The organism is Bradyrhizobium sp., from assembly GCF_016219575.1.
Taxonomy (GTDB): domain Bacteria; phylum Pseudomonadota; class Alphaproteobacteria; order Rhizobiales; family Xanthobacteraceae; genus Bradyrhizobium.
Genome location: NZ_JACRMG010000006.1, coordinates 95,695 through 108,049, shown reverse-complemented (window position 1 = coordinate 108,049; position 12,355 = coordinate 95,695). Strand labels below are relative to the sequence as shown.

The window sequence follows — 12,355 nt, the reverse complement described above, 5'->3', positions numbered from 1 at the left end:
GAGATCGCGCCGATTGCGTATACTCACTAGGCAGTATACATTGCCGGCATGCCGCCGAACGGAAATCCGACCCGCGACCGCATCGTCGCCGCCGCCACAAAGCTGTTCTACAGCGAGGGGCTGCGCGCCACGAGCGTCGACGCCGTCGCGGAGAAGGCCGGCGTGACCAAGAAGACGCTCTATTATCACTTCCGGACCAAGGACGAGCTGATCGCGGCCTATCTCGCCTCGCGCGACCAGCCGACGCTGGCCTGGTACGAACGCTGGTTCGCCGAGACCAGGGGCTCGACCGCGGACAAAGTGCGCGGGCTGTTCCGCGCGTTTGGGAAATCCGCCGACACGCCACACTGGCGCGGCTGCGGCTTCCTGCGCACCATTGCGGAACTGGCGTCGACGCCCGGCCATCCCGCGATCAAGGCCGGCGCCGCGCACAAGAAGAAGTTCGAGGCCTGGATGGCGGACACACTTGCGCGCGACGGCGTGCACGATGCCGCAAAGATCGCACGGCAGATCGTGATCCTGCTCGACGGCGCGGCTACCGTGATGCTGATTCATCGCGACACGGCCTATGTCGAAGCGGCGGGCGACGTCGCGGCTGAACTGGTCGAGCAATCGAGCGCCGCGAGGAGGCCGAAGCTCACCGCTTCTCGATGACGAGACTTTGCGCGCAACGGCCGAAATAACCCTTCACGTCGGCGAGCCGCGCCATGGCGAGGCCTGCGCCGTCGGGGCCGATCCAGGAGACGGCGTCGAGCAAAATCCATTCGCCGACCGGTTCGCGCGCCATGCTGACGGTGAGGTCGGCGTTGAGGAAGGTCCATTGCCGGAAATCCAGCGCGCTCGAGGCGTTGCAGAAATCGGAAGCGGCCGCCACGCGCATCGCCTGCGAGATCGGCGATCCTTCGACCGGCGGCCGGTCGGCGCGGTACCAGATCGCGCCCGGCCCCGGTCCGCCGAACCGGCCGCGCGCGGCGCGGATGGTCATGCCGAGCCCGAACGGGCTGTTCTGCGGCTCGATCCGCGACTGCTCGGGCGCTGCGACATCGAGCGGCGGCTCGACGATATCGTCAGGCAGCGGCTGCGCCTGCTTCTTGATCTTGAGCACGGTGGCGCCGACGGTGAGCACGCCGTCGGCCTTGAGCCTGACGGCACAGAGCTGGATCTTGCGTCCCTCGCGCAGCACCTCGGTTTCGATCGTCAGCGGCGCCACCGGCACCGGGCGCATCAAATCGATGGTGACGCGGGCGACCTGCATCGGCACCGGCGCAGGAATCCGCTCGGCGGCCCATACCACCAGCGACGACGGCGCCCCGCCGTGCTGCATGTTGGGATCCCAGGGGCCGGCGGCATGGGGGCTGGTGACGACATTGGCTCCGTCGACGCGAAAAATGGCTTCCATCAAGGCAGGAACTGCATCTTCGCGGCGAGGCAGGTTCGGTTCAGCCCGCGGCCGCGAGCGCCGGTTCGAGCCCGTTGGGGAGCTCGATATCGACTTCGAGAGTCGAGACGTTCTTTCCCCGGTCCATCCGGACAATAACCTTGTCGGGGTCGAGCGCAACATGGCGCGATACCGCAGCGAGGATTTCCTCGCGCAGCCGCGACAGCAGGTCGGGCTGCTGGCCGAGCAACCCACGCTCGTGCGCCAGCAGGATCTGCAACCGCTCCCGGGCGACGGGCGCAGAAGCTTCGCGGCTGCCGAACAGCCGCAGGAATCTCACGCTCATGCAGCCCTCCGTCCGAGCAGGCGGTTCATCAGGCCGACGCGCTCGGCCGGCACGCTCATGTCGATCTTCTCGCCGAGCAGGCGGCGCGTGGCGTCCAGATAGGCACGGGCCGGCGCGCTGGCGGGACTGTTCAGCGTGACCGGCGAGCCGACATTGGAGGCGCGCAGCACGTCCTGGCTTTCCGGGACGATGCCGAGCAGCGGCGTCGCGAGGATTTCCAGCACGTCCTCGATCGACAGCATCTCGCCACGCGAGGCGCGCACCGGGTCGAAGCGGGTTATCAGGATGTGCTTCTCGACCCGCTCGCCCTTTTCCGCCTTCACGGTCTTGGCATCGAGCATGCCGATGATGCGGTCGGAATCGCGCACCGAGGAAACCTCGGGGTTGGTGACGATGATCGCCTCGTCGGCATAGCGCATGGCAAGCGTGGCGCCGCGCTCGATGCCGGCCGGGCTGTCGCAGATGATCCAGTCGAAGGTCTCGCGCAGCTCGGCGATGACGCGGCCGACGCCTTCCTCGGTCAATGCATCCTTGTCGCGGGTCTGCGAGGCCGGCAGCAGCCAGAGATTTTCCAGCCGCTTGTCGCGGATCAGCGCCTGCGACAGTTTCGAGACGCCCTGCACGACGTTGATGAGATCGAACACGACGCGCCGCTCGGCGCCCATGACGAGATCGAGATTGCGCAGGCCCACGTCGAAATCGACCACGACGACCTTCTTGCCGCTCTGCGCCAGCGCGGCGCCTATGGCGGCCGTCGTGGTGGTCTTGCCCACCCCGCCCTTGCCCGACGTCACAACCAGAACCTTGGCCATCTCGAAACCTCCATACTGTTCAATTAAGCTACTTAACTAAGCGGGGTGATCCGCATGACATTGCCGTCGAGCAGGGCCTGCACCGGCCGGTCGCGCAACGCTTCGGGGATTTCTTCAGCGGTCTGGTAATAGCCGTCGATCGCAAGCAGTTCGGCTTCCATCCTGTGGCAGTAGATCCGCGCGGTCGAATTGCCGTTGACGCCGGCCATCGCGCGGCCGCGCAGGGTGCCGTAGACGTGGATGGAGCCGCCGGCGACGATCTCCGCGCCGGAACCGACCGAGCCCACGACCGTCACATCGCCGTCGGGAAACACGATCGACTGGCCGGAGCGCACGGGGCTGTCGAGCAGCAGCGAGTTCGGCGGCAGCTTGACTTCGGGTTTTTCCGGCTCGACCTGCTGGACCGGCGCGTGGCGGCCGCCGGTGAGCAATGGCGGCATGTTCACGGTGAGCCGCGCAGCGTCGCAGCCCTCGATGCCGAGGACGCGGATGGATCGTTTCTCGAGGCTCATCACGAGATGGGTGATCGCCGAGCCGGACAGATCGACGGTGGAGAGATCGAGCACCACGGGCTTGCCGACGAAGAAGCCGGGCGATCTCGAAACCGTCGCATCGATATCCTCCAGCCATTCCATGATCGGCACGACCGGGGAGAAGACGAAAGCGAGGTAGGAGCGGCCTCGCAGACGGACCAGTTGGCGGGTGGGCTCGACAGCAGCGTCCACATCACGGTCCATGGCTCGACTCGACCTTTCTTATTGAATGGTTAGCAATCGAGCCGCGTGGTTAACGAAAGCTTAATCCGCTGTGGCGGCAATTGGGCATCTCGGAGGCCATTGTTTTTCCGCGAAAAGGCGCTGGCCTCCGCGGCGACTCACGATGACTCTCCTCTGCCGAGACGAGCCCGCGGTGTGTCAGCCGGATGGCGGAAAGTTGCAGGCCGGCCACAACTCAACGCGAATTTGCCGCTATCTCGGCACATTAATGTCCAGCGCATGTTCCATCACAGTTCAGTGACGCCTGCCTGTCGGCAGCGAAACCTCCGCGCCATGCGCGGCTCTTGCCAGGGGATGGGCAATGGGGAGCAGTGGGGATGCGGTCGCGCGATATCTCGCGGACCTTGAGATCAGTTCCGCCGGACGATGCTGCAATCGCCGGCGATGTTTTGATTCAACTTCTCCTCTCCGGGTTTTCAGATCGATCAGGACGTCGACAGGTGGTGCGTGCGCGGACCCCTGCAGCCGAGAATTTTATCTACCCGCTCGATGAATGAGTAAGAGTAACGCGTCAGAGGAGTAGCGTATGAGTGAGACAATCGACCAAAAAGCTCCCTTGGGTCCCAACGATCCCGCCTATTACGCGCCGCGCGTGCCGCGCGATGCCGAAGCGTCACGGCTTCCCAGACTGGGCGAGACACGGGCATTCCGGCCTCCCGCGACCTCGATCACGGATACCTCGCTCGACGGGCAGCTCGAGAACGCGGTCCGCGAGTCGTTGCGGCATCCGCTCGATCCCGAAACCGTCGAAGAGCCACCGGAACTGGACCGGCGCGGAGGGCTGTTGGGCGTCGTCGGCCGCTTCGCCGCAGCGGTGGGCGCCGCCGCCTTCGTCGCCCTGCTCTTCGTCATCGTGATTCCCTCGCTGCGGCAGCAGCCGAGCGCGGAGCCGTCGGCCGCCGAATTGATCGATTCGATGAAGGCCGCGATTTCGCGATCCGAACAGGTCGCAAGACCCCGCGAACCGCAGCCGTCGCAGGAATTGCAGCCGACCCTGGCATCCTCCGAAGGCGGCGCACCGGTCAGCCATCAAGAGACGGAAACGCTGCTGAAGCAGTTCATGCAATGGCAGCAAAGGCCGGCGGAAACCCAAGAGAAGAACTGACCGGAAGCAGTGAGAGAACATTGAACCTTGAACCACGCTCGACCCGAAAGGGGGAAACTATGAAAATGCCTCACCGCCGGTTTCGGCCGATCATGCATTGGAAGTGCAGTCCCCCGTTCCACGCCGCGCTCCTGATCGGCGTCCTCCTTGCCGGCCCCGCCGGCGCCGCGCCGGGAGACAAGTTCGAAGTGCTGCGCGATCTCGCCAACCGCGTCGGCGCGGTGGTCGGCTCCGCGCTCACCTGCAAGGACATCGCACGGCCACGCGTGCAAGTGGTCGTCGACAAGTTCACCTCCGTCATTCGCGAAGCCTCCACCAGCGAGGCCGAGCGTACCGACCTGACGCAGGCGCTCGACCGCGGCGTCACCGAGGGACGCACGGCAGTAGCCGTCGGACGGACCGATTGCAGGGCGGCCGATCGCCAGCTCGCCGATCTCGAACGCTCGGTCGCCGGCCCCAGCCTTTCGGCCGTGATCGGGCCCGCACCCGCCAATGCCGCCCCCGCGGCTCCGGCCCCCGCGCCGGCGGCCGCCGCTCCCGCACCGGGACCGGCCTTCGCCGCCACGACGCCGAACCCGGCGCCGGGCGCAGCCTTCCCGCCGCCCGTGGTTCGCGGCATGACCGACCGCGAGATCCGCTTCGGCATCGCGGCTCCCTTCTCCGGCGCGGCGCGAGAGCTCGGGCGCCAGATGAAGCTCGGCGTCGACACGGCTTTCAGCCGCGTCAACGAGGCCGGCGGCGTCGACGGCCGCATGCTCAAGCTTTTCGCCGCCGACGACGGCTACGAGCCGTCGCGTACGCCCGAGGCGATGAAGCAGCTCTACGAGAAGGACCAGGTGTTCGGGATCATCGGCAATGTCGGCACGCCGACGGCGGTGGTTGCGATCCCCTATTCGCTGGAGCGGAAGATGCTGTTCTTCGGCGCGTTCACCGGCGCCAACGTGCTGCGCAACGATCCGCCGGATCGCTACGTGTTCAACTATCGCGCCAGCTATGTCGAGGAGACCGATGCGGTCGTGCGCTATCTGGTCAAGATGCGCAAGATCCCGCTGAAACAGATCGCGGTGTTCGCGCAGCAGGACTCCTACGGCGATGCCGGCTTCATGGGGGTCGCCAAGGCCTTCCGGGTGATGGGCGCCAACGACGCCGGGATCCTGCGGCTCGGCTACAAGCGCAACACCGTCGACGTCGACGAGGCCGTCAACACTCTGAAGGCCCAGAAGACGCCGATCAAAGCGGTGGTCATGGTCGGCACCTACCGGGCCTGCGCCAAGTTCATCGAGAAGACGAAAGACCTGGTCCCCGGCATCACCTACACCAACGTGTCGTTCGTCGGCTCCACCGCGCTCGCCGACGAATTGATGCTGCTCGGACCGAAATATGCCACCGGGGTCATCGTCACCCAGGTGGTGCCGGCGGTGTCCGGCTATTCCAGCATCGTGCTGGAGTACAAGAACGCGCTCGCCAAGTACTTCCCCGGCGAGGCGCCGGACTACGTCTCGCTCGAGGGCTATGTCGCCGCCAGCGTGCTGATCCAGGGCCTGAAGAAGGCCGGCCCGCAGTTCGACACCGAAAAGCTCGTCGACACGCTGGAGGCCATGCGCGAACTCGATCTGGGATTGGGCACCAAGCTCGGCTTCGGCCGCGCCGAGCACCAGGCATCGCACAAGATCTGGGGCACGGCGATCGACGAGAAAGGCAAATACCAGGCGATCGAGCTGGAATAGGCTGCCGCGACTTCCTCTCAAACAATAATGCCCGGGCGTGTCCCGGGCATTTTTTTGTGACAGAACCGAGCGAGCGGCAAGCCGAGACGGCGCTACGCCAGCGCCGGGTCGACGGCTTCCTCGTATTCCTTCTTGAAGCGCGCGATCAGCTCGGCGGCGGGCAGGACCTGGCCGATGTTGCCGATGCCCTGGCCGCTGCCCCAGATCTCCTTCCACGCCTTCGGCTTGGCGCGCTCGCCTGAAGCGTCGGTGCCGAAGCTCATCTTGGAGGGATCCGACGTCGGCAGCTCGTCGGGATTGAGGCCGGCTTTCACGATCGACGGCTTCAGATAATTGCCGTGCACGCCGGTGAACAGGTTGGAATAGACGATGTCTTCCGCCGACGAGGAGGTGATCATCTCCTTGTAGGCCTCGACCGCATTGGCTTCCCTGGTCGCGATGAAGGCCGAACCGATATAGGCGAAGTCGGCGCCGAGCACGCGCGCGGCGCGGATGGCGCGGCCGTTGGCGATCGCCCCCGACAGCGCGATCGGCCCGTCGAACCAGGCGCGGGTTTCCGCGACGAAAGCGAGCGGCGAGATGGTGCCGGCGTGGCCGCCGGCGCCGGCCGCAACGAGAATGAGGCCGTCGGCGCCCTTCTCGACCGCCTTGTGCGCGAATTTCTGGTTGATCACGTCGTGGAAGACGATGCCGCCCCAATTATGCGCGGCCTGGTTCAGATCCTCGCGCGCACCGAGCGAGGTGATCAGCATCGGCACCTTGTGCTTCTCGCAGACGGCGAGGTCGTGATCGAGCCGGTTGTTGGACTTGTGCACGATCTGGTTCACCGCGAACGGTGCCGACAGGCGATCCGGATGCGCCTTGTCATGGGCGGCGAGCTCTTCCTTGATGCGCGCGATCCATTCGTCGAGCAGCGAGGCGGGGCGCGCGTTCAGCGCCGGAAAGGAGCCGACCACGCCGGCCTTGCACTGGGCGATCACGAGATCGGGCACGGAAATGATGAACAGCGGCGACCCGATCACGGGTATCGACAGGCGGCCCTTGAACAGGCTGGGCATGGACATTGACGGACGATCCTTCATTGGCGGCGGCTTGGATGCCGGGCGTCATACCAACAAGGCTATCTTTCCACTGTCAAGTATTGCGTTTTCAAGCTGCCATGCGCCGGGTGCAGCGGAGAATGATTTATCCGCGTGACGCCCTCGGTCCAGCCTGGATTTCCGGCGCGAACGCCGGCTACTGCAGCAGGTCGGGATTGATCAGCCGCTCGAACGAGAACATCTCGTCCCATTTCTCCTGGGTGAGCAATTTCCGCTCCAGCACCACGATCTGGTGCAGCGATTTGCCCTGCGTGTAACCCTCGCGCGCGATCTCGGCGCATTGCTTGTAGCCGAGCAGCGGCTTCAGCACCGTCACGATCCCCAGCGAATTCAGCACCATGTTGCGGGTGTGCTCGTCATTGGCGGTGATGCCGACGACGCAGTTCTCGCGCAGGCTGTCGACCGCGCGCTCCATGGTGCGGATCGAGAAGAACAGCGCGAACGAAATCACCGGCTCCATCACGTTGAGCTGGAGCTGGCCGGCGGAAGCGGCCAGCGTCACCGTGGTGTCGAGGCCGATCACGAGGAAACTCGTCTGGTTGACCACTTCGGGGATCACCGGGTTGACCTTGCCCGGCATGATCGAGGAGCCCGGCTGCAATTGCGGCAGGTTGATCTCGTTGAAGCCGCAGCGCGGCCCTGACGCCAGCAGGCGGATGTCGTTGCAGATCTTGGTGAGCTTGCTGGCGGTGCGCTTGAGCACGCCGGAGAGCTGCACATAGGCGCCGGTATCGGAGGTTGCCTCCACCAGGTCGCCGGCGAGGATGAATTCGACGCCGGTCAGCGCGCTGAGGTGGCGCACCGCGACCTTGGGGTAGCCGGGCGCCGCCGTGACTGACGTGCCGATCGCGGTGGCCCCGAGATTGATCTCGCGCAGCAGCGAGCGCGCCTCGGTGATGCGGTCGACCTCCTCGCCGATGGTAGTGCCCCAGCCGCGGAATTCGGCGCCGAGCGACATCGGCACGGCGTCCTGCAGATGGGTGCGGCCCATCTTCAGCACGCGGTCGAACTCCCGGCCCTTGACGAAGAACGCATCCTGCAACTGGCGCAGCGCCGTGATGTAGCTATCGAGCCGCAGGATCAGCGCAAGCCGGAACGCGGTGGGATAGGTGTCGTTGGTCGACTGGCCGTAATTGACGTGGTCGTTGGGGCTGACCTGCTGATAGTCGCCCTTCCGCAAGCCGAGCGATTCCAGCGCGAGATTGGCGATGACCTCGTTGGCGTTCATATTGGTCGACGTGCCGGCGCCGCCCTGGATGAAGTCGGTGACGAACTGATCCATCATATCGCCGGCAATGACGCGGTCGCAGCCGCTGACGATCGCATCCGCTACCCTTGCGTCGAGTACGCCGAGGTCGCGATTGGCCATGGCGGCGGCCTTCTTCACATAGCCGAGCGCCTTGACGAAATAGGGCTCCTGGCTCATCGGAATGCCGGTGATGTGAAAGTTCTCTTTGCCGCGAATGGTCTGGACGCCGTAATAGACGTCGTCGCCGATCTCGCGTGTTCCGAGAAAATCCTGTTCGATCCGGCTCATGAGCGCTCCTTGGTGCATGGGGGAACGCGCGGTGTCAGCCGTCGCCTACTGGCACAGCGCCTTGATCACGAAGTTTTCGGTCTTGCAGTCGCCGGGCTCGCGCCTGCGGCCGGGGATATAGGCCTTGGGCGAGCATTTCTCGGCTGCGTCCGTGTCGAGGCTCTTGCCTTCCTTGTAGCCCTTGCTCTGGCACAGCCTGTCGGCCCCCGTCTTGCAATCCGGAGCGCCGTTCGGCGAAACCGCGCAGGCCATGCGCCCGCTCACCATGGTCGAAGGCTTGGCCATGTTGGTCAGATCGTCCAGCGTCTCGGATGGACTCTTGATCTTCGGCAGCACCGAGATCGACTTGTCCCAGAGTTTTCCGAGCTCGTTGATCAGGCCCGGGTTTTCCTCGCGCGCGGGCGGCGCCGGTTCCGCCTGTGGCTGCTGCTGCGGTGGCGGCGGATTGGGAACCGATTGCGGGGCGGGCGACTGCACGCCGAGCGCAGGCGGCGTGCCTTGCGGCCAGGCCGGACCCGCCGCGACCAGCAGCAGCGACAGCGCGGCTGCGGCGCCGACGGCGCGGCTTGCTGAGCGATGATCCGTCAGATCGTGCATTCGACCGCCAGAGGTGCGAGCCCGCAGGGGCCCGGGGAATCGAGCGCTAGACCAATCGATAGGCGATGTAAAATCCGGCGACAAGCACCACGGCGCCGATCACCACCCAAGTCGTCAGGCGCTTTTCCAGTTCCGCACGGATGAAATCGCCGTAGCGGTTGAGCAGCACCGCCAGCACGAAGAAGCGGCCGCCGCGCGCCACGATCGAGCACAGGATGAACAGCCAGATGTCGTAGCCGGCAAAGCCCGAGGTGATGGTAACGAGCTTGTAGGGGATCGGCGTCAGCCCCTTGAGCAGGATGATCACCGCGCCCCATTCGGCATAGGACTGGCGGAACGTCTCGACCTTGTCGGTGAGATTGTAGATGTGCATCAGCCACTGCCCAAGCGAGTCGTAGAGCAGCGCGCCGATGCCGTAGCCGACCACGCCGCCGGCGACGGAGGCAACCGTGCAGATGCCGGCGAAGAACCAGGCCCGCTGCGGCCGTGCCAGCGACATCGGCAGCAGCATCACATCGGGCGGGATCGGGAAGAACGAGCTCTCCGCAAACGACACCGCCGCCATGATCCAGAGCGCATAGGGCTTGTCGGCGGCGGCAATGCACCAGTCGTAAATTCGCTTCAGCATGTGGCGCGATGAACCATCATGGCGCCGATTTGTCCATGCCGGGAATCGCCGGAAAACGAAGGAATTAGTGCCGTTTGCGGAAAGAACGGCCTTCCAGCGCGACAATTCGTCGCCGAGCGGCCGGCACTGGCACCGCCTTGGGCAATTTGGCCGCCGACTTCGGCATCTTCTCGGCGATCCCGAGCAGGTGCTCGCGGCGCTGCATTTCGCGCCACACATCCTCCGGCCGCACGCCGGCGGCAGCCCACAGGACGGTCAGGTTGTAGAGGAGGTCGGCGCTCTCGCGGACCACGGCGTCCGCCTTGCCATTGACGGCGTCGATGACGACCTCGATGGCTTCTTCGGCGAGCTTCTTGGCCATCCTGGAGGGGCCGCGCTGAAACAGCTTGGCCGTGCGCGACGTTGCCGGATCGAGATCCTTGGCCGCGATCACCGCCTGATAGAGCCGCTCGAGCGAATCACTCATGGCTCGAACTTAGTCGAAAGCCTGCGACAACGCGTTAACATACGGGGTTAAAAGCCTTATTTTCCGCCGGCCTGAAGCGGCCGGCGGCGGGCGTTCGACCAATCCGGTTACCAGCCGGCGAGCGGATGGCCCCTGTAATGGGGCACACTGGAGCCATAGCCGCCGTAATAGGGGCCGCCGCCATAATAATAGGTCGGCGCCGGATAGTAGGCGGGACCGCCGTAGTAGCCGTAGGAGTCATAGTAATAGTCGCGGCGGGCATTGGCGGCCGCGATTGCGATCCCCGTCCCGACAACACCGGCGAACAGCGCTGCTGCGGCAGGGCCACCTCCGCGATAGTAGCGGCGGCGGGAGCTGAAGTCGGTGGCGCCGCTGGTCCCGGCCGCCGCCGTCACGCCCTTCTCCTTCGCAGCCGGCGCGGCAACCGCCGCCGATGGCCCGACCGACGTCAGCACGGTCGCCGCGACACCGGCGATCATGGCCGTGCGGCCCAGCCGGGAAACAAAACCCTTGTCCGCGAACATATTCATGTCCTCCGTGGTAGCCGGCCTGACAGCAGGCCCTTTGATACTAACCACCAGGCCGATATTGGGTTCCCGAACCCGAATGCAAGCTGAACGATCCGTGACGAAATCATGGCGCTCATCGCCCGTTCAGATTAAAGGGGAGAGAATGGAAGATGCGCCGAGGTATTATGAATCCTGCATGGCGCCGGCGTCACTATTGCCGCTTGCGACCCGTCCCGTGGTTCCAGTCCCGATGCGTGTAAACCGGTCCACCACACTCCGTGTCATGCTGGCCCTCCTGGCGGGCCTGGCCGGTGCGGTGTGCCTACCCGTACGCGCAGCCGAACCGGTCGCGGTGCAGTTCACCCTCGATCGGCCGATCGACGCAGTCGCAGCGCCGTTTGTGATGGCGCAGGCGGGAGGACTGTTTAGCGCCGAGGGGCTCAACGTCACCACCGGCATTGCCGCAAGCACGCACGAGGCGATCGCGCGGGTTGCTTCCGGCGCAACCGACCTTGCGCTGGTCGACATCAACGCGCTGATCCGCCATCGCGACAAGGAGAAGCCCGACGCGCCGCATGCCAGGGCGGTATTCGTGCTGTTCAACCAGGCGGGCTATTCCATCATCGCGCGCAAGAGCCGCGGCATCCAGGCGCTCGCCGACCTCTCCGGCAAGAGCCTCGGCGTCGTCGAGGGCGATCCCGCCGCAAAATTCTGGCCGGCGGTGGCAAAGCAGAACGGCATCAAGCTTTCCACCATCAAACAAAGCACCGTCAGCCCGGCTGTGCGCGAGCCGATGCTCTCGGCCGGCCAGGTCGACGCGGTGACCGGCTCTTCGTTCCTGTCCGCGATCAACCTGAAGGACCGCGGCGTGCCGGCGGACGATCTCCTGCTGCTGAAATTCGCCGATTACGGCAGCGAGGCCTATGGCTATGCGATCGTCGTCAACCCTGGCTTCGCCGCAGCAAAGCCGGAAGCCGTGAAGGCCTTTATCCGCGCCGCGATCGGCGGCCTTCAGCTTGCGATCAAGGAGCCCACCCTCACCGTCGCGCAAGTGGTGAGCCAGATGGACGGTGGCACACGCGAGTTGGAACTGGAGCGGCTGCGCGCGATCCTGCGCGACAACGTCCTGACACCGGAAGTGCGGCGCAACGGGCTCGGCGGCATCGATGCCGCCAGGTTCGAGAAGTCGATCGAGCAGATCGCCGAGGATTTCAAGTTCAGCAAGCGACCGACGGCTGCGGATATCTTCGACGGCAGTTTTCTGCCCCCGCTCGACGGCCGGCTGATCAACTGAGCAAAAACCGCAAGCGGCGCTTGTGTCACCCCGGCGAAGCCTGATTAGATTGCAGTTCCGTTCAAGTCCGTCGCCCGAGT

At 65.2% G+C, this 12,355-nt stretch carries 14 protein-coding genes; 4 read left to right on the top strand and 10 right to left on the bottom strand.

Annotation, left to right across the window (positions count from 1 at the left end; translation table 11 throughout):
• Positions 1 to 48: 48 nt before the first annotated feature.
• Positions 49 to 654: a TetR/AcrR family transcriptional regulator gene (locus HZB49_RS04110; RefSeq protein ID WP_291609221.1), complete on the top strand. Its 606-nt coding sequence runs from the start codon at positions 49 to 51 to the stop codon at positions 652 to 654.
• Here HZB49_RS04110 and HZB49_RS04105 read toward each other — a convergent pair.
• From HZB49_RS04105 to minC, 4 genes are read right to left on the bottom strand one after another with little or no spacing between them, the layout of a single operon-like run.
• A complete protein-coding gene (locus tag HZB49_RS04105) occupies positions 638 to 1,399 on the bottom strand; it encodes a thioesterase family protein (RefSeq protein ID WP_291609220.1) in 762 nt (253 codons plus the stop codon). The genes HZB49_RS04110 and HZB49_RS04105 overlap by 17 nt on opposite strands.
• Positions 1,400 to 1,439: 40 nt before the next feature.
• Positions 1,440 to 1,724: a cell division topological specificity factor MinE gene (minE, locus tag HZB49_RS04100; protein WP_291609219.1), complete on the bottom strand. Its 285-nt coding sequence runs from the start codon at positions 1,722 to 1,724 to the stop codon at positions 1,440 to 1,442.
• Positions 1,721 to 2,536 carry a septum site-determining protein MinD gene (gene minD / locus HZB49_RS04095; RefSeq protein ID WP_291609218.1) on the bottom strand — a complete coding sequence of 272 codons (816 nt, stop codon included), beginning with the start codon at positions 2,534 to 2,536 and terminating at the stop codon, positions 1,721 to 1,723. The genes minE and minD overlap by 4 nt, the downstream gene beginning before the upstream one ends.
• A gap of 32 nt (positions 2,537 to 2,568) precedes the next feature.
• The gene (gene minC / locus HZB49_RS04090; RefSeq protein ID WP_291609248.1) at positions 2,569 to 3,261 is read right to left on the bottom strand and encodes a septum site-determining protein MinC; all 693 of its coding nucleotides are present in this window, start codon (positions 3,259 to 3,261) and stop codon (positions 2,569 to 2,571) included.
• A gap of 643 nt (positions 3,262 to 3,904) precedes the next feature.
• Here minC and HZB49_RS04085 point away from each other — a divergent pair.
• Together HZB49_RS04085 and HZB49_RS04080 are read left to right on the top strand one after the other, a co-directional pair.
• The gene (locus tag HZB49_RS04085; protein WP_291609217.1) at positions 3,905 to 4,417 is read left to right on the top strand and encodes a hypothetical protein; all 513 of its coding nucleotides are present in this window, start codon (positions 3,905 to 3,907) and stop codon (positions 4,415 to 4,417) included.
• 92 nt (positions 4,418 to 4,509) lie between these two features.
• Entirely contained in the window at positions 4,510 to 6,144 is a 1,635-nt protein-coding gene (locus HZB49_RS04080; protein WP_365856612.1) for an ABC transporter substrate-binding protein, read from the top strand.
• Between the two features lie 92 nt (positions 6,145 to 6,236).
• Here HZB49_RS04080 and HZB49_RS04075 read toward each other — a convergent pair whose 3' ends face one another.
• The 6 genes from HZB49_RS04075 to HZB49_RS04050 all read right to left on the bottom strand — a co-directional run bounded on the left by HZB49_RS04075 (position 6,237) and on the right by HZB49_RS04050 (position 10,996).
• Positions 6,237 to 7,208 (bottom strand): nitronate monooxygenase family protein, encoded by a 972-nt coding sequence (locus HZB49_RS04075; protein ID WP_291609216.1) that lies wholly within the window; start codon positions 7,206 to 7,208, stop codon positions 6,237 to 6,239.
• A gap of 172 nt (positions 7,209 to 7,380) precedes the next feature.
• The gene (locus tag HZB49_RS04070; RefSeq protein ID WP_291609215.1) at positions 7,381 to 8,781 is read right to left on the bottom strand and encodes an aspartate ammonia-lyase; all 1,401 of its coding nucleotides are present in this window, start codon (positions 8,779 to 8,781) and stop codon (positions 7,381 to 7,383) included.
• Positions 8,782 to 8,826: 45 nt separating this feature from the next.
• Positions 8,827 to 9,378: a hypothetical protein gene (locus HZB49_RS04065; RefSeq protein WP_291609214.1), complete on the bottom strand. Its 552-nt coding sequence runs from the start codon at positions 9,376 to 9,378 to the stop codon at positions 8,827 to 8,829.
• Positions 9,379 to 9,424: 46 nt separating this feature from the next.
• Entirely contained in the window at positions 9,425 to 10,006 is a 582-nt protein-coding gene (locus tag HZB49_RS04060) for a YqaA family protein (protein WP_291609213.1), read from the bottom strand.
• Positions 10,007 to 10,070: 64 nt separating this feature from the next.
• Complete coding sequence (gene hisE / locus HZB49_RS04055) at positions 10,071 to 10,472, bottom strand: phosphoribosyl-ATP diphosphatase (RefSeq protein ID WP_291609212.1); 402 nt, start codon at positions 10,470 to 10,472, stop codon at positions 10,071 to 10,073.
• A gap of 107 nt (positions 10,473 to 10,579) precedes the next feature.
• The gene (locus HZB49_RS04050; protein ID WP_291609246.1) at positions 10,580 to 10,996 is read right to left on the bottom strand and encodes a hypothetical protein; all 417 of its coding nucleotides are present in this window, start codon (positions 10,994 to 10,996) and stop codon (positions 10,580 to 10,582) included.
• A gap of 268 nt (positions 10,997 to 11,264) precedes the next feature.
• Here HZB49_RS04050 and HZB49_RS04045 point away from each other — a divergent pair, with 268 nt between their 5' ends.
• Positions 11,265 to 12,275 (top strand): ABC transporter substrate-binding protein, encoded by a 1,011-nt coding sequence (locus tag HZB49_RS04045; protein WP_291609211.1) that lies wholly within the window; start codon positions 11,265 to 11,267, stop codon positions 12,273 to 12,275.
• The last annotated feature ends 80 nt before the right edge of the window (positions 12,276 to 12,355 follow it).